The sequence below is a fragment of the Advenella sp. FME57 genome (assembly GCF_014897675.1).
Classification (GTDB): Bacteria; Pseudomonadota; Gammaproteobacteria; order Burkholderiales; family Burkholderiaceae_B; genus Advenella.
Map to the genome: position 1 here is coordinate 228,123 of NZ_JABUXU010000006.1, position 23,784 is coordinate 251,906.

Below are 23,784 nucleotides of genomic sequence, written 5' to 3' on the forward strand. Positions count from 1 at the left end.
GCCATATCACCTGCCCTTGTACTGCGGCGTACGTTTTTCCAGAAAAGCCTGCTGCGCCTCGGCGGCGTCTTCTGTCCTCGATAGCGCAACAGTAATGTTTTGTTCGTAACGATAACCCTCGCGCTGTGGCATATTGAGCGTCACTTGCGCAGCCTGCTTGGCATACTGTAAAGACAAGGGCGCTTTTGCTGCGATCTCTTTAGCCAAATTCAAGGCATAAGGCAATAGCTCTTGCCGCGGCAGGCTGGCCTCTATCAACCCTAAACGGTAGAGTTCATCAGCGGTCACTTTCATTCCGGTATAAAACATACGCCGGGCCCTGGATTTTCCGAAGATTCGCTGCAATAATGCCGTCCCGCCTGCCAGCCCGACGTTAATCTCTGGCATGGCCACATAAGCATTATCCGAAGCAATCCATATATCGCAAGCAGCCATCAACCCGAAGCCGGCTCCAAGCGCGGGACCGTTTACCGCTGCGATAACCGGTTTGCTGCAATCAGCAATGGAAAGGGCCGCTTCGCGCACCAGACGATTGTGACTCCAGTAAGCGCCTGGACCGCGTTGCTTTATAGCAGGACGCTCGGAGATATCCGCACCCGCAGAAAATATGTCGCCATGCGCAGTCAGCACAACACATCGTATTTCTTCATCATCATTGAAAGAGTCAAAAACGCCAATCAACTCCTCACGCAGGGCAGCACTTTGCGCATTGACGGGTGGGCGATTCAAATAAACAATAGCAACGCCATCTAGACGTTCAACTTCGATAAACTTCAGAGTCATTGGTTTGGTTTCCATTGATAGTATTCTGGTCTTTACTGAACGATAAACTTCACACCGCCATCCACCAGGCCCTGCAGCTTTCGGGCCTCTGCATCAAGGAAACCGGCAAACTCGGCTGGCGTGCCACCGACAACAAACAATCCTGCGTTATCGAGCACTTTTCGAACCTTCGGGTCTTTAAGCGAGGTATTCAATCCCTTATTCAATTTATCGATAACGGGCTTTGGCGTATTGGCTGGCGCCATGAAGCCAAACCAGCTACCAAAGACCATATCTATACCCTGTTCCTTGAAAGTTGGCACTTCAGGTGCTGCGGGATGTCTGGACTCATTCGCAATACCAAGTGCCCGTAACCGTCCCGCACGCACATTGGTAATGGAGCTCGGTCCGTCAAAGATGCCATCGACCAGGCCGGCTAAAAGGTCATTCATGGCCGGTCCTGTGCCTTTGTATGGAACATGAGTAAAACTCACACCCACCTGCTTGGCCCACAACTCAGCGGCAACATGGGGGCTTGAGGCATTGCCTGACGACGCAAACTTCAGATTACCTGGTGCTTTTTTCCCCTTCTTGATCACGTCATCAAGCGTATGCAAATCACTCTTTCCGGGCACAACCAGCATACTGCGGCTGTTGCCCAGCAACATGACCGGTGTCAGCGCAGCACGCTCGTACGGCAGGTCCTTTCTCAGGATCGGATTGGATGTATATGCATAACTGGTTAGCAACAGCGTGTAGCCATCGGGTTTGGCTCTGGCAACCTGCTGCGTACCGATAATCGTGGCTGCGCCGCCTTTGTTTTCGACCACTACCTGCGTCTTCCACAAACGCCCCAGATAATCACCAATCGAGCGGGCATATGCATCAGTGATGCCACCTGCGGCATAGGGCACAACAAGTGTAATAGGCCGATCCGGGAAGGTCTGCGCGTGCGCCGAAAACGCGCATGCAGCACATAAAGACGCAATCGCGATTTTTAATTTCGTTTGGTGTTTTCTCATGCTTTTGATCTCGGGAAGATATTGAACAGTCAATTATTTTTCATGTGTCACCGCAATTGCGGCACTATCGATGACCGCTTTCCAGCGCTTCTGCTCGCTGCGGACGAGGGCCTCCATTTGCTCAGGCGTACTGCCACCGAGCATGGAACCGGTTGAGGCAAACGTTGCCTGTAATGTCTTGTCGGACGCGACCTTATTGATTAACGTATTGAGCTTTTCAATAATGGCATCGGGTGTTGCGCCAGGCGCCGTAATGTAATTGACCGGCGAAGCTTCGAAACCGGTCAGTACATCGGCGATGGGTCGGATGCCCGGTTCAATGGCAGCCGGCTGCAATGTAGACACGCCCAGAGCCCGCACCTTCCCCGAGCGGATATGCGGCAGGTATACGCTGAGCGTATCGATCGTCATCTGCACGCGCCCTCCTACAATATCGGCCGCAGCAACAGAAGAGCCCCTGTAAGGTACGTGGGTGATGTTTATGCCAGCCATTTTCTTGAACAGCTCTCCAGCAAGATGACTGGTCGAACCAATACCCGAACTGGCAAAATTGACCTTGGCCGGATTTTTCTTCGCGTAGTCGATCAATTGCTGTATTGAGATTGCAGGAAAGTCTCTGGTAACAACCAGAACATTGACGCCCGCCGTCAGTTTACTGACGGCGCGCAAGTCCTTGAATGCATCATAGGGCAAGTTATCTATCAGATAAGGTGCGGTCATTTGCTGGCCGGGCGTGGTGTACAAAAGCGTATAGCCATCGGGAGCCGCGTGCGCTACTCGGGCGGCACCCAGCGTGCCTCCTGCGCCCGGTACGTTCTCGACAATAACACTTTGCCCGACCAACTCGGACATCGCCTTTGCAAACCTGCGCGCACCGGTATCCGCTCCGCCGCCAGGGGCAAAAGGCACGACCAGGTGGATCGCTTTATTTGGAAAAGTGATTTCGTCAGCACCGACAGACGGCTGTGAACCGGTAAGCGCGACGAATGCCAAGAACACGGGTAACAAAATCCTCACCTTGCCTCCTTATTTTTTATAAGCCGCTCGGATCAGCTACTTGAACTTACCGAACGATCGTTAAGTTCAAACTATACAGATAGGCAAGAATCGGACAAATTAGGATTAACCCGCACAACCCAGCCAACCAGAACACAAGCTTATATTCACAGTAGAGTGAGGAGCAATCATTTGCGTTTCTGAGGCCAGCACCACGGCGCCGCGCGCTAGGCAAACATCCGTCTTAATTTGCGGATGACAAAATCGATGAACCTTCTTTGCAATTGAGTCATATGGAAAGTCTGTGTGGATATCACATACAAACGATCGCCGAAACCTTTTATTTGGCACTCTGGCAATAGCCTGACCAGGGAAGCATCATCCAGTTCTTTTTGTATCGAATAAGCCGGCAGCAAGCCAATGCCCTGGCCGCAGATCACGTTATCCCTGAGAAATGGCAACGATTCGGACTGCACCCGCAAGCTGAGCGGAATATGGACCGTGCTATTTTCATTTGTGATAACAGTAAGTTTGGGGCTAGCCACGGTGTAGGTAGGCGTAATAAATGGCAAGGTGGCCAGCTGCCCTGGCATCGTAATCGGCCCAATCGTTTCCAGAAGACCAGGCGCAGCACATATACACCAGGGCACAACGCCTATTTCACGGGCGACATAGTCCTGAGGAATATTGTCAATCGTTGTTATCTGCAAGGCAACATCAATTTCGGAAGACAGGAAATTCTTGATCCTGTTGCTGAAAATGATTGTGAAGGAAATATTCGGGTTCTCTTTGATGAAGTCGATCAGGACAGTGTTGAAATAGTCCTGGCCCAGGCTGGTCGGCACGCATAGGCGTATATGACCCTGCATTTCATTTTTCAGGCCCGATAGCTGACGCTGCGCATTATCCAGTTGCTCAAAGATTCCGACGCAATGGTCATACAGACATTGGCCTGACCCTGTCAGATCAATGTCGCGCGTAGAGCGACGGATCAGTTGCGTGCCAGTGCTGTTTTCCAGCGCCTTGAGTTTCTGGCTGACCCCCGAGCGGCTGATTCGCAATTTTCTGCCGGCGGCAGACAGCGAGCCTGTACGCACAATTTCATGGAAAACGTATAAAAGATTCAAATCGTATTCATAAGGTTTCATATGAAATACACCCTGCCTTGTGCATGCCGTCATTGATCATCGACTTGTATTGTAGGTGTTTTCCTTTATATTGTTCATAATTAATAAACAATCTGTTGAGGGCAACCGCGTTGTATCGGCAGGGCAGATTCGGTAAGCTTTTTCTTATAACGAAAGGACACGAGACAATGATCAAGGCAAATCTGGTTTTCAATGATGCCGTGGTGAGCAATGAAGCGCTAAATCGGCAAACGGACTTGCTGACCGGCGCATTCGAACAAGCGTGCATCACAGATACTGATGTGATTGCCATTTACCTGCCCAATTGCCCTTCGCTTATTGAAGCAATTGCCGCTTCAATGCTATACGGCAATAATTATTGTCCGATCAATTACCGGCTGACACCGGCCGAAGTCAGCTATCTGTTGCGCGACAGCGAAGCCAGAGTGATTGTGACCTGCAACGAAGGCTACGAAAAAATCAAGGCGGTTGTGCCTAATGAAATGACGGTCATTCTTGCAGATCAAGAGCGTGGCCAAATCACCCGCACGCATACCTACTACAAACTGAATCATTCCGAAGTGGCCCCTCGCACGGCCCCGGCACTGCCTCGCTCCAGATATCTTGGCACCCATATGCCCTATACATCGGGCACCACGGGCAAGCCAAAAGGGATCGTACGGGCGAAAAAACAGCGGGCCGACATTTCCGCCTCGCCCGGCCTCATCGCCGGCGCACTGGGCATTGAAGGCGCGGGTGTGGCGTTAATGCCCGCGCCACTGCATCACAGCGCGACCAACAGTTATGTCCAGCAGGCGCTGTTATACAGCAGCACGCTTATCCTGATGGACAGATTCGATGCCGAAAAAGTCCTGCAGCTAATTGAAAAATACGGCGTAACGACTGCCTATCTTGTCCCCACGATGTACAAAAGAATGCTCGATCTGCCACAGGCGAGCAAAGAGAAATACGATTTGTCCAGCCTGCAGTTCGTTGCCTCTACCGGTTCGGCCTGCCCTGCCCCCGTCAAACGCCAGATGATTGAATGGCTCGGACCGGTCATCCATGAAAGCTACGCCTCCAGCGAAATGGGCCTGGTCACACTGATCAACGCGACTGAATCAGCGAAAAAACCCGGCAGCGCCGGCAAACCACTGGGCAATGCCCAAATCAGAATCCGGGCAAACGGAATATGGGCGCAAGCGGGCCAAAGCGGGCTGATTTACGCGCGACAACCCGCCTATGCCGACTTCACCTACAAAAACAATCATGATGCGCGCCAATCCATGGAGTACGACGGTTTATTGACCGTTGGTGACATTGGATATCTGGATGATGAAGGATATTTGTATGTGACCGACAGACAATCGGATATGGTTATTTCTGGCGGCGCCAATATATACCCCGCCGAAATAGAACAGCTCATTCATCAGCGGCAGGACATTGAAGACACCGCCGTATTCGGCATCCCGGACGAGGAGTTTGGAGAAAGCCTGATCTGTCTGCTGCAGATGAAGGCCGGGCGCACATTGGACAAAGATGAATTCATCCAGTTTCTCAGGACGCATCTGGCAGGCTACAAGATTCCCAAAAAAATCGGCGTGGTTGACAAGCTGCCCCGCGAAGAGACCGGCAAGCTATTTAAAAAGAAACTGCAACATTCACTGGCCAATACACCGGTCACCTACCTTTAAACTATTTTTATAATAATCAGCAAACAGAGAGACAATCAAATGAAACGAATAACCGGATACCTATTGCTTGCGGCATTGACCATGAATACGGCAGCCCTGGCCGCCGACTTCCCGACCAAGCCAATTACGCTGGTTGTTCCTTACACAGCCGGCGGCCCGACAGACCAGATGGCGCGGTCGCTGGCCCAGGGGCTCGCCGAGCAATTGAAGACGCCGGTGGTAGTCGATAACAAGCCAGGCGCGCATACATCCATCGGCACCGGCTATGTTGCCAATGCTACTGCAGACGGCTATACGCTTTTGATGGCCAGCAACGGCAGCATGATACTGAACCCCTTGCTATACAAAAAAACACCTTACAAACTGGAAGACTTCAAGATCTTTGCCATTGCTACCGAAGCGCCCCTGGTCGTTGTCGTCAATCCTAAGCTCAAGGTGCGCAATATCCAGGAGCTGATCAGCTATTCCAAGACCGTACCAAAGGGACTGAACTATTCGTCCGTGGGCCAGGGCAGCCCGCTGCACCTGGCTACCGAGATATTGAATGAAGAGGCAAAAATGAATATGACGCATGTGCCCTACAACGGCACGGCGCAGGCGCTGACGGCCGTGGCCGCCGGGGACGTGGATTTGATGAGTGACGTTGTGAGCACCTCGCTGCCACTGATATCGGCAAACAAAGTGCGGCCCATCGCCGTCACAACGTCGGAGCGGCTCAAGGTGCTTGCTGATGTGCCCACCGTTGCGGAATCGGGCTTCCCGGGTTTTCATGTCGCCACCTGGTTCGGGCTGGCGGCGCAAAAGGACGTACCTGCAGCAGTCACTGAAAAGCTGCATAAGGCTGCGTACCAGGTCATTACCTCGGACAGCTTCAGGAAACGCTTCGAAGCCCTGGGCTTGATCGTACAAAAAAATCAGAATCAGCAGCAGGTTGATCAATTTGTCCAAACCGATCTGGCCAGCTGGAAACGGATTGTCGACCTGAAACAGCTTTCACTGGATTGATGGCATCGCTGAAAGATCACCTTATCGTATGAGAGCAAAATCTGGCGAGTGCCTGTTCAATCTGCCGCTTTTCACTGAGGCAGATTGAACAGGCGCGTTCACTGCAACAACGACGGATATCGGACTCAGGTTTTACCCCTAGCCGTCGTCGCATCTTTCGGATTACTGATAAACTGTACGGCACACCCGTTCGCAGGTCCCGTTTTCCGACAGCATTTGCACAACGCATGAGTTCACACCCGGCCAATTCCACCGCCCCCTGGACCTTTACCTCTGAAGGCGATCATTGCCTGATCATCCGTTTCGGCGATCGCATTGATCCGGCCATCAACGCGCGGGCGCGCCAGGCTGCGGAGCTCATTCACAACGCCGGCCTGCCCTATATCAGCGACCTGGTTCCCACCTTCACTACATTAGGGGTGTATCTGCATCCCTTTTATGCCGAGCCGCCTGTACACAAAACGCTGATAGACACCCTGACTGCCGTGCTGGCGCCACTGGCCCGGCTGCAAGACGCCGCCGCCGATAGTGTTACCGAAGCGACCCGACTGATCCGTATCCCGGTCTGTTATGACCCGGAACTGGGCATCGATCTGGCACAGATTGCCAGGCATTGCGAACTCACGGTAGATGAGGTGATTCAATTGCACACTACAGCGCCGGTTCGCGTTTTCATGCTCGGCTTTGCCCCCGGCATGGGTTATATGGGTTTGTCCGATAGCCGTCTTGCCATCGGCCGACGCAGCACGCCGCGCAATCGTCTGCCTGCCGGTTCGGTCGCCATCGCCAACCGCCAGACCGTCATCTATCCCAATGAATCGCCGGGCGGCTGGAATATTGTCGGCGCGACACCGTTGCGCCTGTTTGACCCGAGCACCCCGCCCTATGCGCTTTATGCTCCTGGCGACCAAGTGCAGTTCGAAGCCATCGACCGCGAACAGTATGAACAGATCAAGGCGCAACAACATGCCACGGGTTGAGGTAAGAACATGAGTCTGCTGGTGCTCAAACCCGGCCCCCTGTCCGTGTTTCAGGATGCCGGACGACATGGCTACCAGGCCTACGGTGCACCGGTCTGCGGCGTCATGGACCAGGTTGCGTACAGGCTGGCCAATGCCCTGGTGGGTAATCGCACGCCCTTGCCCGTGCTGGAAATGACGCTTTCCGGTCCGCAGATCAAATTCGAGCAGAATGCCTGCATCGCCGTTTGCGGCGCCCCTTTTTCCCTGCGATGCGACAAAAGACCGCTGGCGGTCAACCGCCCGCACCTGATTCGCGCCGGTCAGATACTGGACATCGGTGCGGCCCCCATGCTCAATGGTCGGCCGCAGGGTCATGCGCGCGCCAGCCTGGCCATTGCCGGCGGCGTACAACTGACCACCAGCATGGACAGCGCCAGCACAGACCTCAAAAGCCGCATGGGCGGCATTCAGGGACGTGCACTGGCTAAAGACGACACGCTTATTCTTAACCGGACGATCAATGCAACCGCCGTTGACGCGCTGGACAACTTTCTGGATGCCTTCCGGATCTATCTACCGGCAGGGCTCGGGCTGGCAGCACGACGACATATTCGGATTACCCGGGGGGTGCACTGGACCCTGTTTGACACCCGACAGCAAGCGCTGTTTCTGAATTCACCCTATCGCATTACCGCAAATTCGGATCGCATGGGCTACCGCCTTGACGGCCCTAGCCTGGAACCCGAACCCGGCTTGCAGATTCTCTCGGAGCCCACTGCTTTTGGCACTATTCAGGTTCCGCCCGATGGCCTGCCGATTATTCTGATGGCAGACCGCCAGACCACCGGCGGGTACCCCAAAATCGCCAATGTCGCCAGCGTAGACTTGCCTGTGCTGGCGCGCTGTTTACCCGGCGAGCGCCTTGAGCTGACACTGATCAGCCTGGACGAAGCGCACCAGATCTTCCGGCAACGCGAAGCGCTGTTTGCCCCATTGCTGCAAGCCCTGGCGCCGCTCACCACAAAAATTGCCGCTGCATTCTCTGAGTGAGATGCTCAGGACCAATGGTGGCGTTATTTGGCGGGCACCGTTTGTTGCCCGCCTCTTACAGGATAGAATGCGGTATAAATGCCGATATGACTGCCGCGTTTTCACATGCATGAGGCAGAGGGAAGAATTCCATGAAAAAAATTGATCTCAATTGTGATATGGGCGAAAGCTTTGGCGCCTGGACCATGGGTGACGATGCCGCCATCATGCCTTATGTCACGTCGGCCAATATCGCCTGCGGCTTTCATGCGGGAGATGCGCATACCATGCGGCACACGATGCAACTGGCACTGCAACAGGGCGTCAAGCCTGGCGCGCACCCTGGCCTGGACGATATACGCGGCTTCGGGCGCCGCCCCTTTGCGCTCACGCCCATTGCCGCCTATGACTTGGTCGTCGTGCAGATCGGCGCGCTTGCCGCGGTCGCCCGTGCCCAGGGCGGCAGGCTTTATCATGTAAAAGCGCATGGCGCCTTATATAACATGTCGGCCAATCATGCCGAACTGGCGGCGGCCATTGCCCAGGCGGTAGTCGATGTCGATCCGCAACTGACGCTGTTTGCGCTGGCTGGCAGCAGACAGGTAGAGATCGCCCGCGGCCTGGGCCTGAACGTGATGCAGGAAGTCTTTGCCGATCGTTCCTATCAGGACGACGGCACCCTGACCCCACGCAGTCAGCCCGGCGCCCTGATCGAAGATGTTGAGACATCCGTGGCTCAGGCGCTGACAATGGTGCGTGAGGGCTATGTGATCGCCCAGTCAGGCAAAAAGGTGGAGATCGAAGCAGACACGCTGTGCCTGCATGGCGACGGCGCGCATGCGTTGGAATTTGCACGACAGATTCACGCCGTTTTTGCAAAGGAAGGGCTGCTGATGGCCCATTGAGGCTATTGCTGTGATGCACGATTAAGGAGGTCACCACACCTTGATCGTTGCCGGTCACGCTATTGTTTATTTTGTTGCCAGCCGACAATGATCATTATTGAATCTGTCACGAGGCGATCAACGCTCGGACATTGCCCGGCCAACCCGGCAGCCAGGGCCCCGCCGCTTTTTACCAGAGCCACAATACAGCGGAGGTCATCAGCAGATAGCGCAGGAACTTGCCGATGGTCATAAAGACAATAGACGGCAACAAGGGCAGGCGCATCCATCCGGCAACACCGCAAAGGGGATCGCCCACCACGGGCAGCCAGGAGAACAACAACGCTGCGGGGCCAAATCGGTCAAAATAATAGGTCATCTTGCCATGCCACCGCCCCCCTTCTTTTCCCGGGGCGGCAGGCGCCGGCGCAGCGTCGTCGCCTTCGGATAGGTATTTTTCTTCGGCCGCAACCGCCAGACCGGTCTCATCGACAATTTCACCGGCCGCCAGCGCCTGCTTGTGCTGAAATTTTTCGTAGGCGACCTTCGCCGCCGTACCCATATAGTAAGTGATCACCCCGCCAATGGTATTGCCCACGGTGGCGATCACCATGGCAGGCCAGAACATGTCGGGCGCAATTTTCAGATAGGCGATGACCACGGGCTCCGAGCCCAGTGGCAGCAGCGTGGCAGAGACAAGCGCAACGACGAAAATGCCGGGCAAACCGACAGTCGGAAGGGATAACACAGTCAGCATTTCCCTGACCCACAGCATTACTTCATGTTCCATAACTTCCCTATTGGACCGACTTTTTGAAAACGACGGTTCCGGCTTTAATCCCAAAATCAGATCCGCTATGTTAACCTTAAGCGCTCATTTGTATTCTCTTTTCTTTCAAAAATAACATGTCAACCGACTACCTCAAACGCATACTGACCTCTCGTGTTTACGATGTCGCAATCGAAACATCCCTGGAACCGGCAACCCTGCTCTCGCAGCGGATTCAGAATACAGTGCTGCTCAAGCGTGAGGACACCCAGCCGGTTTTCAGCTTCAAAATACGCGGGGCCTACAACAAAATGGCCAATTTGCCCCCCGAAGCGCTCAAACGCGGGGTGATCGCCGCCTCTGCCGGCAACCATGCCCAGGGCGTGGCCATGTCGGCCAAGCGACTGGGCTGCCGCGCCGTGATTGTCATGCCTACTTCAACGCCAGCTGTAAAAGTGGATGCAGTAAAGCGCCTGGGCGGCGAAGCGGTGCTGCACGGCGACTCGTACAGCGACGCCTATGAATTTGCCTGCACCCTTGAAAAAAAGGAAAAGCTCACCTTCGTGCATCCGTTTGACGATCCCGACGTGATTGCAGGACAAGGCACCGTTGCCATGGAAATCCTGCATCAGCACCCTGGCAAACTGGACGCGGTTTTTGTGCCTATCGGCGGCGGCGGGCTGCTCGCCGGCATTGCCGCCTACATCAAACAGTTACGCCCGGATGTCGCCGTCATTGGCGTACAGACAGAAGACTCCGATGCCATGGCGCGCAGTTTTCGCGCCGGACGCCGCGTCCATCTGAACGACGTCGGTTTGTTTTCCGATGGCACCGCAGTCAAACAGGTCGGCAGCGAAACCTTCCGCCTGATTCATAAATATGCAGACGATGTCATTACCGTCAATACTGACGAGTTATGCGCGGCAATCAAGGATATTTTCCAGGATACCCGCAACGTGGTGGAACCGGCTGGCGCGCTTGGCCTGGCCGGCGCCAAGCGCTATGTTGCCGAGCACGGCTGGAAAAACAAAACCGTCATTGCCATTGCCTCGGGCGCCAACATGAACTTTGACCGGCTGCGTTTTGTTGCAGAACGGGCCGACGTGGGCGAAGCCCGCGAAGCCATCTTTGCTGTTACCATGCCCGAAGAGCGTGGCAGCTTCCGCCAATTATGTACGCTGCTGGGTGACCGCAGTGTGACCGAATTCAACTATCGCATTTCCGACGCGCAAAAGGCGCATGTCTTTGTCGGGGTACAGATCAGCTCACACGCTGAAGCCGACAAACTGGCCAACACCCTGCGCCGCAAGAAATTCGAAACCCTGGACCTGAGCCACGACGATCTGGCCAAGTCACATTTGCGGTATATGGTCGGCGGCCATTCGCCACTGGCAGATAATGAAGAATTGTACCGCTTTGAGTTCCCGGAACGCCCGGGTGCGCTGATGCGTTTCCTGGATACCATGAACCCGGAATGGAATATCAGCCTGTTTCATTACCGCAACCAGGGTTCTGATTATGGGCGGGTGCTGATCGGCATACAGGTTCCACCTGCCGACAAAAAGACGTTCAAACAATTCCTCTCGCAAATTGGCTATCCTTACGAGAACGAAAGCAAGAACCCGGCGTACAAGCTGTTTCTGTAAAAACAACCCGGACAGCAGTCAGCCATATAGGAAACATATGGATGGCGCACAGCGGGCAGATCAGGAGAAACCAGCCTGTTTCCCCTGATGGCTTTGCGCGGTCCGTGCTGGTCTATCCGGGCCCGGCCTGGCAACGTTGCTCAATACCGGCAGCCCCTGTCATCCCCACATACGCTCGCAACAGGTGCCGCCTGGCTGTGGGGCCATGCTTGCATGGCAAACAATGGCCGTGCTCAGAACTCACAGACCGTAAAGACGGACGCGCCATTTTCCCGCAACAATTTCGAACCACCCAGCTCGGGCAGATCAATAATAGCCGCCGCTTCCACGACGTTCGCGCCCAGGCGCTGCAACAGTTTGGCAGCGGCCAGCATGGTGCCGCCCGTCGCAATCAGATCATCCACCAGTAGCACGCGCTGGCCGGGACGAACTGCGTCAGCGTGCATTTCGACGCTGGCATTGCCATACTCCAGAGAGTATTCCTCGGCCAGTGTCTGAAAAGGCAGCTTGCCTTTCTTGCGTACCGGCACAAACCCCAGTTTGAGCTCATAGGCCAGCACGCTGCCCACGATAAAGCCGCGAGCATCAACGCCGGCGATCAGATCCAGCCGTTCGCGCATATACCTGTAAACAAAAATATCCAGCAGAACCCGGAACGTACGCGGATCTTGTAACACAGGTGTGATATCACGAAATGTAATGCCCGGCTTCGGCCAGTCAGGCACGCTGCGGATGGCGTTGATCACCATTTGATGCGGGTCAATCATGGTCATGATGTCAGAAACTCCTGTGACGGTGAAAATCAAACAACGACACTATAGCCGATTCACGAACGCCGATACCGGCGATTCGCTTGCCGCCCTTAATCGATGGGCGACACCTTGATGGCCGACGACACGCGCAATGCTTTTTCACGGGCCAGGTCGGTCGTTTGCGCCGCGGCCAGCGCCACCCCCATGCGTCGACGCACGAAGGACTGCGGCTTGCCAAAAAGACGTACGTCGGTATCTGGCTCTGCCAGCGCTTCGGCCACGTGACTGAAGCTGACGGCCTGTGCATCCACGCCGCCATAAATCACACTACTGGCCCCGGTGGCGCGCAACGCGGTATTGACCGGCAGCCCAAGCAGCGCCCGCGCGTGCAATTCGAATTCATTCTGAATCTGAGTGATCATGGTAACCATTCCGGTATCGTGCGGCCGCGGACTGACTTCGGAAAACCAGACCTGATCGCCTGCCACAAACAGTTCTACGCCAAAGACGCCCAACCCCTGCAAGGCGCCGGTAACCGCCAGAGAGATCTCTTTGGCCTGCTGCAGCGCTGCGGCCGACATGACCTGCGGCTGCCAGCTTTCCACATAGTCTCCGGCTTCCTGACGATGACCGATAGGTTCACAAAAATGGGTGACGATCTCACCGCTTTTCGGATCACGGGCCCGCACGGTCAGCAAGGTGATTTCATAATCGAAGCGGATAAATCCCTCGACAATAATTCTGCCCTTGCCAACGCGCCCGCCTTCCTGCGAGTACTGCCAGGCGTGCTGTACATCATCGGCATTGCGAATGAGTGACTGGCCTTTGCCTGAAGAGGACATGACCGGCTTGACCACGCAGGGGTACCCTATCTGTTCATCAATGGCCTGCTGCAACGCTTGCTGCGTATCGACAAAGCGATAGGGCGACGTGGGCAGGCCAAGCGTTTCGGCGGCCAACCGGCGTATACCTTCACGGTCCATGGTCAGCCTCGCTGCCAGTGCCGTCGGCGTGACCCGTACCTGCCCCTGCGCTTCCAGCTCAACCAGCAGATCGGTGGCGATCGCCTCGATTTCGGGCACGATCACATGGGGTTGCTCTGCCTCGATAATGCGGCGCAGGGCTTCCCTGTCTGTCATGTTCACCACATGGGCGCGATGGGCCACCTGGTGGGCCGGCGCATTTTCGTAGCGGTCCACGGCGATCACTTCGACGCCCAGGCGCTGCAGGGCGATCACGACCTCTTTGCCCAATTCACCCGAGCCGAGCAGCATCACGCGGGTTGCCGCGCTGGAAAAAGGGGTACTCAAAACAGGAGAAGCAGGATTGACAGTCATGATGGCATTGGTGATCAAGAAGATTGTACGGTTGCCATACGGGTCGGCAACGGCGAAAAATACCCGGTTCTTTCTGCTGGCACTTTAAAACACGCTAAATGGACACTAAAGGGACGCGAAATGGACACCAAAGGCACGCTGCAGACACGCTGGCCGGCGCAAACGCAGTTGCTCCAGTTCAACTTCGCAGCAACGCCATCACGGGGTCGATTACAGGCAAACAGGGTACGGACAGCGTCGATTATAAAACGCCTGCATGACAAAAACAGCGTCGCGCCGCCGACAGCCGATTTCCCTTGCGCGCCACAACCTGTGCCGGGCAAACTGCGCCGGGGTCGGCTGGCGACGGCTGCGCCGCTCGCCGGACGCCGGTTCCGGTTGCAACCCGCTGCAATGCGCATTTTGACAGAAGCCTGAAATTTATCCATCTTGCACTCGCGTTGCGATTAAAATTGCCGGATGGTCAATGAAATAGCATTTACTTCTGATGATGCCCTTGCCTCTGCGCATCGTACGCTGCAAACCGAAATTGCCGAGTTGCAGCACCTTGACGCACGCCTGGATGAACGCTTCGCCCAGGCGGTAGACCTGCTGCTTGCCAACACGGGCCGGGTTGCAGTCACGGGCATCGGCAAATCGGGACATATTGCCCGGAAAATATCGGCCACCTTCGCCTCCACCGGCTCGCCCAGCTATTTTGTGCACGCCGCCGAAGCCGCGCACGGCGATCTGGGCATGATTACCGGCGACGACATTATTATTGCCGTATCCTATTCCGGATCATCTCCCGAGTTGGCAACTATTTTGCCTATCGCACGGCGGCTGGGCTCGAAAATCATCGGCATTTGCGGTAACCGCTATTCCGAACTGGCCAGTCTGTCTGATGTTTTCCTGGACGTTGGCGTCACGCGTGAAGCCTGCCCCCTTAATCTGGCCCCCACCTCCAGCACCACCGTCACGCTCGCATTAGGCGATGCGCTGGCTATTGCGTGCCTGGAAGCGCGCGGCTTTGGCACGTCCGATTTTGCCCGCTCGCACCCCGGCGGCGCGCTGGGCCGCCGTCTGCTCACGCACGTGCGCGATGTCATGCGCCAGGGCAAGGAACTGCCCATTGTCGGTCCGGACACACCCATGCAAAAAGTACTCGAAGAAATGACAGGCAAGCGCATGGGCATGACGGTCATTGCCGACCAGACACGCAAGCCCTTGGGTATTTTCACCGATGGCGACCTGCGCCGTCTTATCATGCAAAAAGGGGACATCCGCCCGATTACGGCAGGGCAAGTCATGACCCCCCATCCGCGTACAATCGGCCCCGATGCGCTGGCTGCGGAAGCGGCCGCCGTCATGGAGCAACAAAAACTCTCGACCATGCTGGTGGTCAATCAGGAACAAACGCTGGTCGGCGCCCTGCACATGCACGACCTAATGGATGCAAAAGTAATCTGACGTATGAAACCAATCACCCCCCCCCATCCGGCCGAAGCACTGGTCCTTTCCAAAATCAGCCAGCCCGTGCGCGAGCTGGCGGCACAAGTTAAGCTCATCGCCTTTGATGTAGACGGCATCCTGACCGACGGCAGTCTGTGGTACGGCGAGCACGGCGAACTCATGAAGCGCTTTTGCGCGCTGGACGGACATGGCATGAAAATGCTGCAACAGGCAGGCGTGCGCGTGGTCTTGATTACCGGTCGCGAAGGAGACATCCTGACGCGCCGCGCCGCCGACCTGGGAATGTCGGATGTCTTTCAGAATGTGCGCGACAAGGTGGCCGTACTTAGCCAACTGGCAGGCGACATGGGGCTGGGCTTCGAAAACGTTGCGTTCATGGGCGACGATGTCATCGACCTGCCGGCCATGCAAAAATGCGGCTTCGCCATCAGCGTGCCCAACGCACCGCTGTATGTGCAGCAAACGGCCCATTGGACTACCACGTTGCCAGGTGGCAGTGGCGCCGTACGCGAGTGTACCGATCTGATCCTGGCGGCCCAGGGCACCCTTTCCGGCTTTTTCACGCCAGGCCGGATTACCGGCAACGTCATCCAGTAATGCGATGAAAGAACGTTTCCCTGCCCTTATCGCGCTGTTCATGCTCATTACACTGGTTATCTCAACCTGGTGGGCAGCCGATTATGCGCAGCGGGCGATTGATGTAGACCCGCCAGCACGCAAAACGCAGGAACCCGATTCGTGGTCGGAAAAATTCGTCATGCTCAGCTCCGATGCGAGCGGTGTGCCGATCAACCGACTGGAAGGCTCGCAGATGCAGCACTTTCCTTATAACGACAGTTATCTGATTACCAACGCTACAGCCACTGGCCAGCGCCCGGACTCGCCCCGTACCGTGGGCACCGCCGATACGGCCACAGTACTTGATGACGGCAACAAGATCATCATGCAGGACAACGCCCATTTGCATCGCTTCCCGCATGGCGAAGACAAGGCACTGGACGTCACCAGCGAGCAATTGATCATCTACCCCAATGAAGATATCATAACGACTGACAAACCGGCGCTCGTCATCAACGGCAATTCCCGTATGAACGGCAACGGAATGATGTATAACAACAAAACCAGAAAACTCGACGTATATTCCTCTTCCGACGTCTCCATCTCAGGGCAGGACAGTCAACGGCGTCGCACCATCATCCCCAACAAGCAAGGAAACTCCCCGCAATGAATGCGTCATCTTTCAGAATCACGACACCCGCGCTGTGCCTTGGCCTTTGTGCCCTGCTGGCCGGCACTGCGGCGCTGGCCCAGACGTCTGGTGGCTCCAACAACGCGGCAAATAAAGAAGAGCCTGACACCCAGGTCTTGTCTGATACCCTGAGCTATGATGATGCAAACAAAACCAGCGTTTTTACTGGCAATGTCATTCTCACGCGCGGCCTGATGAAACTGACCGCCGACAAGCTCAGCCTGCGCGAAGATGCGCAGGGCTTCCAGCATGGCGTGGCCACGGTCAGCAAATCGCGTTTTGTCTTCATTCGGCAGGAACGGCCCGAGAGCTACGAAGTGGTGGAAGCGCGCGGAGATCGCGGCGAGTACGATGGCAAACTGAACACGGTCAAGATGATCGGCCACGCCACGGTGACCCGGTTTGTTTGTGGCAAGCCGTTCGATACAGTCAATGGTGAAGTTGTCACTTTCAACAACCAGAACAATACCTACTCGGCAACCGGGGGCCCGTCGTCGGCGGCCCAACCTGGTCGGGTGCGCTCCATTGCACAACCGCGAGCCAAAACAGACCAGGCCGTGGCCGAATGCCGCAAGCTGTATAACAACAAGCCAATGCCCAGCACCATCCAGGCACCTGCCCAGGACGGCGGATCGGCTGCAACCGGCGCCGCCGGCAAAGCAACCCAGAATTAATGCATGAATACCTCATCCAGCTCTAGCCTGCAGACCAATACCATTGACAGTCTGGGGCAGCTCAAAGCCATTGGCCTGCAAAAAATATACAATGGCCGCAGTGTTGTCCAGGACGTCTCCATCTCCGTGTCCAGCGGCGAAGTCGTCGGCCTGCTCGGCCCCAATGGCGCCGGCAAAACCACCAGTTTTTACATGATCGTGGGGTTGGTGCCGGCCGATTTCGGACGAATTGAAATTGACGGGCGCGATATTACCGCTCTGCCCATCCACAAGCGCGCCCACCTGGGCCTGTCCTATCTACCCCAGGATGCCTCGGTATTCCGGCGCCTGAGCGTCGAACACAATATTCAGGCCGTGCTGGAACTGCAGGATGACCCTGACACCGGCAAGACGCTGACGCGCAAACGGGTCCAGGAACAACTGGAACTGCTGCTCGACGAGCTGCAAATTACCCACATTCGCAAGAACGCCGCCATTTCCCTTTCAGGCGGTGAGCGGCGTCGGGTTGAAATTGCCCGGGCGCTGGCCACCAATCCTCGCTTCATTCTGCTGGACGAACCCTTTGCGGGCGTAGACCCGATTGCTGTAATTGAAATCCAGCGCATCGTACGCTTTCTCAAAAGCCGCAATATCGGGGTCCTCATTACCGACCACAACGTGCGCGAAACCCTGGGCATTTGCGATCGCGCCTACATTATCAGCGCCGGCAAGGTGCTCACTGATGGCGAACCCGACTCCATTATTACCAACCCTGAAGTGCGCAAGGTCTACCTTGGCGAACACTTTAAAATGTAACTATCTGCTTGCCCCTGCCGCGCCCTGCCACAGGGGCGCAGGCAAGCAGGCCGCCGCTTGCCGGGGGGCTTGTATAAGTCCAAATAAGGTTTAAACTATCCATACGGACTGAAAAAACAGCTTTTCATCAACCTGTCAAAAAAAGGAGTTACGCCTCTCTCATCTTTTTATACTGACGCCCTGTCCTGTTTCGGCGTCTGCCTATTCAACTTTCAAAAGGAGCACACTATGAATCTTAATATCAGTGGCCATCATGTGGAAATCACCCCTGCAATTAAAGAATACGTAGTGACCAAGTTCGCCAAAGTCCTCAGGCACTTCGATCATGTCATTGACTCCCAGGTTATCCTGTCCAGGGAACCGCTGAAGCACAGCGCAGAAGTAACACTACGCGTGCCGGGCAAAGACATCCACTGCGAAGTCACGGACGAAAATCTGTATGCGGCCATTGATTTGCTTTCGGACAAAACCGACAGACAAGTCATCAAATACAAAACGAAAGCGTCAAATCACTCCAATGAATCGGCAAAAAGAATGAGTATCGGCTAGATACGTTGTACTTTTTTCCCGTTTTTCGCCTAAACCCGGCCGGATGGCCGGGTTTTAGCTTACCCTTCTATTTCTTATTGTAAGAACATCCTATAATTGCGGCATGAATCAACTATCCCGTATCCTTCCGCAGGAAAATATCCTGTTGGATGTCAATGTCACCAGCAAAAAGCGCGCCTTCGAACAGGCTGCGCTGCTGTTCGAAAACAATCAGGGCATTGCCCGCTCCACGGTTTTCGACAGCCTGTTCTCGCGTGAGCGACTGGGCTCTACTGCCCTGGGCCATGGTGTAGCGGTGCCTCACGGCCGCATCGCCAACCTGAAGCAGGCCGTCGCAGCCGTCATGCGGTTGAGCTCGGCCATCCCCTTCGATGCGCCTGACGGGCAACATGTGCAACTGCTGGTCATCCTGCTGGTGCCCGAAAGCGCAACCCAGCAGCATCTGGAAATACTGGCCGAACTGGCACAATTGCTCTCCAGCGCAGACACACGCAAGCAATTGCTGGGCAGCCCCAATGCAGAAGGCATTCATCACCTGCTGGCCCACTCTGCCGGCAATTAATCGGGGGCACGCTCATGCTCAGTATTCAGGATCTGGCAGCCGACAATGACGAAACGCTGCGTTTCACCTGGATCGCCGGCAAGGAAGGTCGCACCCGCCATATCCAGGATTCGTCGGCCAATACCTCCGCAGCAGACTTGATCGGGCACCTGAACGTTGTCCACCCCTCACGGATTCAGGTATTCGGCAAGGAAGAGCTGATCTTCTATAACCGCATTTCTGCCGTTCAGCGTGAAAAAATCCTGATCGAACTGGCCGAAGGGGGCGTACCGGCCATGATTCTGGCCGAAGGGCTGGACTCTCCCGCCGATCTGGTCAGCTTTTGCGCCCGCAGCAGAATCCCCTTGCTTTCAACCCCGGTAGATGCTGCGCATCTTATTGACGTACTGCGTATCTACCTGAACAAGCGTTTTGCTCCTAAAACCACGGTACATGGCGTTTTTATGGACGTGCTGGGGCTTGGCGTGCTGATTACGGGCGAGTCTGGGCTGGGCAAGAGCGAGCTTGCGCTTGAATTGATTTCCCGCGGACATGGCCTGGTGGCAGACGACGCCGTCGATTTTTCCCGCACCTCGCCCACACTGATCGAAGGCCAATGCCCCGACCTGCTGCGCAATATGCTCGAAGTGCGCGGGCTGGGCCTGCTGGACATCCGCACCATTTTCGGGGAAACCTCGGTGCGCCGGAAGATGCGCCTGAAGCTGATTGTGCATCTGGTGCGCGCCAACAGTGAAAAGTTCGAGCGCTTGCCGATTCAGGACCAGACGCAGGACTTGCTGGGCATCCCTATCCGCCGCGTCATGCTGCAGGTGGCAGCGGGGCGCAATCTGGCCGTTCTTGTGGAGGCTGCCGTGCGCAATACCATCCTCAAATTGCGCGGCATTGACACCCTTGGCGAGTTCATGGAGCGGCAGGCGGCCGCCATCATGGAAAACAGCAACCTCTGACGGGCAGTCGTTCTTTGCAGGATCGAACCGGCCCTTGCCTGCCGCCAGGCCATCAGCCGCAGAATATAATAGGAACAACAGAGGACGCACAGGTTTTACCGAACCAAATCCCGACCTGTTATATTTTGTCACGTGCCTATGGTTAAATAGGGTAAGAGACATAGATTTCGGCCACCAAGACTGCGCAAGAACGAAAAGGCCATTTTTCCGACCATCCATACGTTTTGTCCAGGATTTACACCCATTATGCTTCATGTTGTTCTTATTACCGGCATTTCAGGATCAGGAAAATCCGTTGCTCTGCGCCAGCTCGAAGACCTCGGATACTCCTGCATCGATAACCTGCCCGTCAGCCTGCTGCACGACCTGGTTGCCAACGCCAGGGAAAACAGCCTCAAGTCGGTAGCTGTTGCAATTGATGTCAGAACGCCGGGCGAACTGGCCGGCCTGCCGGAGGTCATTACCGCCCTTCGCAGCATGGGTCTGCCCATGCAAGCTATCTTTCTGGACTCCGATGACGAGACCCTGATTCATCGTTATTCCGAGTCGCGCCGCAAGCACCCGCTAAGCAACCGCATGCGCGAAACCACAGGAATTACGCCGTCTCTGGAGGATTGCATCACACACGAACGCAATCTTCTGGCGCCGTTGCGCGAGCAGGAACACGTGATCGATACCTCGGGCCTGACGCCCGGACAATTGCGCGCATGGGTCAAAGATGTGGTCGATCATGAAGAGCCGGAGGTCCTTTTGACCTTCGAATCCTTCGCCTACAAAAAAGGCGTCCCTAATGACGCGGACCTCGTTTTTGATGTAAGATGCTTGCCTAATCCTCATTACGACAGCAACTTACGCCCGCTTACGGGCCGTGATGAACCCGTGGCGGCATGGCTGGCTCAATTTGACAGCGTGCCCGCCTTAATCAACGATATTGCCGCATATATTGAAAAATGGCTCCCATTGTATATGCAGGATACGCGTAGTTATCTCACCGTTGCCATTGGTTGCACCGGTGGTCAGCATCGATCGGTTTACGTGGCCGAAGAACTGGCCAAGCGCTTCAGTTCCTACAAACCCTTACGCGTTAGGCATCGTGCCCAGTTGACACTATGACATGATGAAACGAACAACTTTAATACGCAACACCTTAACGACACTTATAACCGGCCTCTTTCTCGCGCCGATCGTCCATGCCGCCGGCATCGAAATCCGCGAAAACCAGGATTTTTCTAAACACATGGTTGCGCCGTCCGACGCCGTTGCGCCAGGGGCAAAAGCCAAAAAGCCGGCAGCGCCTGTGCAAAAAATGCGCATCACAGCCAACGGGGTCGTACCCGAAGCGGCCGATGACGCTGCGGTCGCTGCCAAACCCACGACAGCAGCCAAAAATCCGGCAAAAGCTGAAGTTGCGGTGACCGCCTCCCCAGCCAAGCCTGAATCTGACTCGCAGACAGTCAAGGGTGGCAACCGGGACGCCGCCAAGCCTGGCAATGCGGTCAAAACCGGCAATACACTGGCTAGCCGCACAGGGGCCTCGGTAAAGCCGGCTGCGACCACAGGTGGACAGCCTAAACGACAAGCCAAAGCGGAATCCCGCCTGGCGCAGAAAGCCAGCGCTCGCGCCGGCACACAACCACTGGCTGGCAAGGCCAATGAAGAAAAAACCACAGCAGCAGTCAAGCAGGCAAACGTTGCCGCAGCACCGGTGACGACAGCGCCCGCGACGCCCGCCGAGAGCAGCAAACCGCAACTGGTTGACGGCCTGACGATGCGCATCACGGAAAACGGCATTATTCCTGAAAGCGAGTACGAAATTCAGATGCCCAAAGAAGACGTCAGCCTGGCCAAACGGGACGATGCGCAACCTGCAGACAAGGATATTGTCACCAAGGCAAGGAAGGCGCTCTCCGGCACCAGCAGGTCCTACACAGTCAGAGGGATCCGTTACAAGCCAATGAGCATAGACGAGACCAGCAGTTTTTCCCAGGAAGGCATCGCCTCCTGGTACGGCCCGGGTTTCCATGGTCGCAAGACCGCCAATGGCGAGACCTTCAATCAGAATGCAATGACAGCCGCTCACAAGCGCCTGCCCATTTCGTCCTATGTCCGGGTAACGCGTGTGTCCACCGGCAAAAGCATCGTGGTGCGCATCAATGATCGCGGACCGTTCGTTGGCAACCGGGTCATTGATTTGTCTTATGGTGCCGCAAAACGCCTGGGCATTGTCAATCGGGGTAGCGACAAAGTGAAGATCGAACCCATTTCCAAGGCAGCGGCAGCGGGCGAACGCAGCACCGAAACACAGGTCAAAGCCAAGAAAATGCTGTAATCACACTGATCGCCGACACAACGTCGACATAAGCAACAAGGCCGTTCCCCTCCCGGGAACGGCCTTTGTGTTTTAACGCTCACTGTATGTTGGTCGCAAGCTGATCAGGCGCCACCATAGAGAACAGATCGCAGAAGATCACACAGCACTCAGTCTTGCGCTTCACTGTCCTGCTGCTTTAACTGCAGCGCTTTGGCGTACAGCACGTCACGCGGCAGACCGCTGAAAGCGGCAAGCAGTCTGGCCGTATCTTTCACAGAATAAGACCGAAGCATGGCGGCCACAATCTGCTCTGCGTCCTGGCCCAGCACCGCCGCCTCTTGTGTTGCTGCCTCATGAACAATCAGGACAAACTCACCCATCGTTCGCTGGCTATCCTGCGCGAACCAGTCGGCAAGCTGCCCTGCCGGTACGGTGGCAATTTGCTCGAACCGCTTGGTCAATTCCCGCGCTACGGTCACCGGACGGTCATTGCCTGCGATTGCAGCAATGTCGGTCGCCGTGCTGCGCACCCGATGCGGCGATTCAAAAAGAATAATGGCCGCCGGCACCGCACACCAGGTCTTCAGCCAGGTCTGCCGCGCCACGGCTTTGTGCGGTGCAAAGCCGGCAAAGACAAAGGCTGGATTTTCATCGCTGGTGGCGCCGCTACCCATCAGAGCGGCAATCACCGCCGAAGGACCCGGAATGACCCGCACCTGGTGCCCGGCAGCGCGCACTTCACTCACAATGCGCCCCCCCGGATCGCTGACCGCCGGCGCGCCAGCATCGGAAATCAGTGCGACCCGCTGCCCCTGGTCCAAATGGCGCAACAGGGTCGCCGCCGCCTGCGCCTCGTTATGCCGGTGCGCCGCCATCATCGGGGTCTCTATCCCCCAGGCATTGAGCAGCACGCGGGAAGAACGCGTGTCTTCGGCCGCGATCAGGTCGGCCTTTTGCAGCGCATATAACGCACGCGGCGACAGGTCGGCCAGGTTGCCGATCGGCGTCGCAACCACATACAAGCACCCGGCGGGCCAGTCCTGGCTGGCCAGGTCATGCAGCACGCGCTGCCATCGGGCGTCAAATTGTCCGCTTTCGGTAGTCATGGACTTCTCTGTGTGAAAAAATCATATCCGGACATTATCCCCGATAGCCATCGTACCCCTGTGGATCCATGCCGTGACTGGAAAAAAACCTGCAAAACACGCCTGCGGCGAGCCGCAGACGCCCGCGCCCATACAAAGCCACCAGCTCATCGCG

24 protein-coding genes are annotated in these 23,784 nt (G+C 55.9%); 16 read left to right on the top strand and 8 right to left on the bottom strand.

What is annotated here, in order from left to right; translation table 11 throughout:
• Window positions 1-6: 6 nt before the first annotated feature.
• The 4 genes from INT32_RS09380 to INT32_RS09395 form a co-directional block, all read right to left on the bottom strand.
• Window positions 7-783 (bottom strand): enoyl-CoA hydratase/isomerase family protein, encoded by a 777-nt coding sequence (locus INT32_RS09380; RefSeq protein WP_193088460.1) that lies wholly within the window; start codon window positions 781-783, stop codon window positions 7-9.
• Window positions 784-815: 32 nt separating this feature from the next.
• Window positions 816-1,784 carry a tripartite tricarboxylate transporter substrate binding protein gene (locus tag INT32_RS09385; protein ID WP_193088461.1) on the bottom strand — a complete coding sequence of 323 codons (969 nt, stop codon included), beginning with the start codon at window positions 1,782-1,784 and terminating at the stop codon, window positions 816-818.
• A 33-nt stretch (window positions 1,785-1,817) separates the two neighbouring features.
• Window positions 1,818-2,783, bottom strand: a complete 966-nt coding sequence (locus INT32_RS09390) for a tripartite tricarboxylate transporter substrate-binding protein (RefSeq protein WP_193088462.1) — start codon at window positions 2,781-2,783, stop codon at window positions 1,818-1,820.
• A gap of 224 nt (window positions 2,784-3,007) precedes the next feature.
• On the bottom strand, window positions 3,008-3,928 hold the full coding sequence (locus INT32_RS09395; RefSeq protein ID WP_193088463.1) for a LysR family transcriptional regulator: 921 nt from the start codon (window positions 3,926-3,928) through the stop codon (window positions 3,008-3,010).
• Window positions 3,929-4,095: 167 nt separating this feature from the next.
• Between INT32_RS09395 and INT32_RS09400 the strand changes: the two genes are divergently transcribed.
• The 5 genes from INT32_RS09400 to INT32_RS09420 all read left to right on the top strand — a co-directional run bounded on the left by INT32_RS09400 (window position 4,096) and on the right by INT32_RS09420 (window position 9,502).
• Window positions 4,096-5,601 (top strand): AMP-binding protein, encoded by a 1,506-nt coding sequence (locus INT32_RS09400; protein WP_193088464.1) that lies wholly within the window; start codon window positions 4,096-4,098, stop codon window positions 5,599-5,601.
• Window positions 5,602-5,640: 39 nt separating this feature from the next.
• The gene (locus INT32_RS09405; protein WP_193088465.1) at window positions 5,641-6,606 is read left to right on the top strand and encodes a tripartite tricarboxylate transporter substrate binding protein; all 966 of its coding nucleotides are present in this window, start codon (window positions 5,641-5,643) and stop codon (window positions 6,604-6,606) included.
• A gap of 227 nt (window positions 6,607-6,833) precedes the next feature.
• The gene (gene pxpB / locus INT32_RS09410) at window positions 6,834-7,586 is read left to right on the top strand and encodes a 5-oxoprolinase subunit PxpB (RefSeq protein WP_193088466.1); all 753 of its coding nucleotides are present in this window, start codon (window positions 6,834-6,836) and stop codon (window positions 7,584-7,586) included.
• Between the two features lie 9 nt (window positions 7,587-7,595).
• Entirely contained in the window at window positions 7,596-8,618 is a 1,023-nt protein-coding gene (locus INT32_RS09415; RefSeq protein ID WP_193088467.1) for a biotin-dependent carboxyltransferase family protein, read from the top strand.
• Between the two features lie 131 nt (window positions 8,619-8,749).
• Complete coding sequence (locus INT32_RS09420) at window positions 8,750-9,502, top strand: LamB/YcsF family protein (protein ID WP_193088468.1); 753 nt, start codon at window positions 8,750-8,752, stop codon at window positions 9,500-9,502.
• 169 nt (window positions 9,503-9,671) lie between these two features.
• Here INT32_RS09420 and INT32_RS09425 read toward each other — a convergent pair whose 3' ends face one another.
• Window positions 9,672-10,271 carry a YqaA family protein gene (locus tag INT32_RS09425; RefSeq protein WP_226816827.1) on the bottom strand — a complete coding sequence of 200 codons (600 nt, stop codon included), beginning with the start codon at window positions 10,269-10,271 and terminating at the stop codon, window positions 9,672-9,674.
• 116 nt (window positions 10,272-10,387) lie between these two features.
• On the opposite strand from INT32_RS09425, the gene ilvA reads away from it, so the two are divergent.
• The gene (gene ilvA / locus INT32_RS09430; RefSeq protein ID WP_193088469.1) at window positions 10,388-11,896 is read left to right on the top strand and encodes a threonine ammonia-lyase, biosynthetic; all 1,509 of its coding nucleotides are present in this window, start codon (window positions 10,388-10,390) and stop codon (window positions 11,894-11,896) included.
• A 233-nt stretch (window positions 11,897-12,129) separates the two neighbouring features.
• Here the strand turns inward: ilvA and INT32_RS09435 are convergent, their stop codons facing one another.
• The gene (locus INT32_RS09435) at window positions 12,130-12,669 is read right to left on the bottom strand and encodes an adenine phosphoribosyltransferase (protein WP_193088470.1); all 540 of its coding nucleotides are present in this window, start codon (window positions 12,667-12,669) and stop codon (window positions 12,130-12,132) included.
• 89 nt (window positions 12,670-12,758) lie between these two features.
• Entirely contained in the window at window positions 12,759-13,985 is a 1,227-nt protein-coding gene (gene purT, locus INT32_RS09440; protein ID WP_193088471.1) for a formate-dependent phosphoribosylglycinamide formyltransferase, read from the bottom strand.
• Window positions 13,986-14,444: 459 nt separating this feature from the next.
• Here purT and INT32_RS09445 point away from each other — a divergent pair, with 459 nt between their 5' ends.
• The 10 genes from INT32_RS09445 (at window position 14,445) to INT32_RS22140 (ending at window position 22,542) form a co-directional block, all read left to right on the top strand.
• Window positions 14,445-15,434: an SIS domain-containing protein gene (locus INT32_RS09445; RefSeq protein ID WP_193088472.1), complete on the top strand. Its 990-nt coding sequence runs from the start codon at window positions 14,445-14,447 to the stop codon at window positions 15,432-15,434.
• Between the two features lie 3 nt (window positions 15,435-15,437).
• Window positions 15,438-16,034, top strand: coding sequence for an HAD family hydrolase (locus INT32_RS09450; protein ID WP_193088473.1), 597 nt, complete (start codon window positions 15,438-15,440; stop codon window positions 16,032-16,034).
• Window positions 16,035-16,038: 4 nt separating this feature from the next.
• Window positions 16,039-16,665, top strand: a complete 627-nt coding sequence (gene lptC / locus INT32_RS09455) for an LPS export ABC transporter periplasmic protein LptC (protein WP_193088474.1) — start codon at window positions 16,039-16,041, stop codon at window positions 16,663-16,665.
• Window positions 16,662-17,360, top strand: a complete 699-nt coding sequence (lptA, locus tag INT32_RS09460; protein WP_193088475.1) for a lipopolysaccharide transport periplasmic protein LptA — start codon at window positions 16,662-16,664, stop codon at window positions 17,358-17,360. The genes lptC and lptA overlap by 4 nt, the downstream gene beginning before the upstream one ends.
• A gap of 3 nt (window positions 17,361-17,363) precedes the next feature.
• Window positions 17,364-18,155 carry an LPS export ABC transporter ATP-binding protein gene (gene lptB / locus INT32_RS09465; RefSeq protein ID WP_193088476.1) on the top strand — a complete coding sequence of 264 codons (792 nt, stop codon included), beginning with the start codon at window positions 17,364-17,366 and terminating at the stop codon, window positions 18,153-18,155.
• A 228-nt stretch (window positions 18,156-18,383) separates the two neighbouring features.
• Window positions 18,384-18,704, top strand: a complete 321-nt coding sequence (hpf, locus tag INT32_RS09470) for a ribosome hibernation-promoting factor, HPF/YfiA family (protein WP_193088477.1) — start codon at window positions 18,384-18,386, stop codon at window positions 18,702-18,704.
• A 103-nt stretch (window positions 18,705-18,807) separates the two neighbouring features.
• Window positions 18,808-19,266 carry a PTS sugar transporter subunit IIA gene (locus INT32_RS09475; RefSeq protein WP_193088478.1) on the top strand — a complete coding sequence of 153 codons (459 nt, stop codon included), beginning with the start codon at window positions 18,808-18,810 and terminating at the stop codon, window positions 19,264-19,266.
• Window positions 19,267-19,280: 14 nt separating this feature from the next.
• The gene (gene hprK / locus INT32_RS09480; protein ID WP_193088479.1) at window positions 19,281-20,213 is read left to right on the top strand and encodes an HPr(Ser) kinase/phosphatase; all 933 of its coding nucleotides are present in this window, start codon (window positions 19,281-19,283) and stop codon (window positions 20,211-20,213) included.
• A 246-nt stretch (window positions 20,214-20,459) separates the two neighbouring features.
• Window positions 20,460-21,326: an RNase adapter RapZ gene (gene rapZ, locus INT32_RS09485; protein WP_193088480.1), complete on the top strand. Its 867-nt coding sequence runs from the start codon at window positions 20,460-20,462 to the stop codon at window positions 21,324-21,326.
• Between the two features lies 1 nt (window position 21,327).
• Window positions 21,328-22,542 carry a septal ring lytic transglycosylase RlpA family protein gene (locus INT32_RS22140; RefSeq protein WP_226816830.1) on the top strand — a complete coding sequence of 405 codons (1,215 nt, stop codon included), beginning with the start codon at window positions 21,328-21,330 and terminating at the stop codon, window positions 22,540-22,542.
• A gap of 149 nt (window positions 22,543-22,691) precedes the next feature.
• Here INT32_RS22140 and rsmI read toward each other — a convergent pair whose 3' ends face one another.
• Entirely contained in the window at window positions 22,692-23,630 is a 939-nt protein-coding gene (gene rsmI / locus INT32_RS09495) for a 16S rRNA (cytidine(1402)-2'-O)-methyltransferase (RefSeq protein ID WP_193088481.1), read from the bottom strand.
• Window positions 23,631-23,784: the final 154 nt, after the last annotated feature.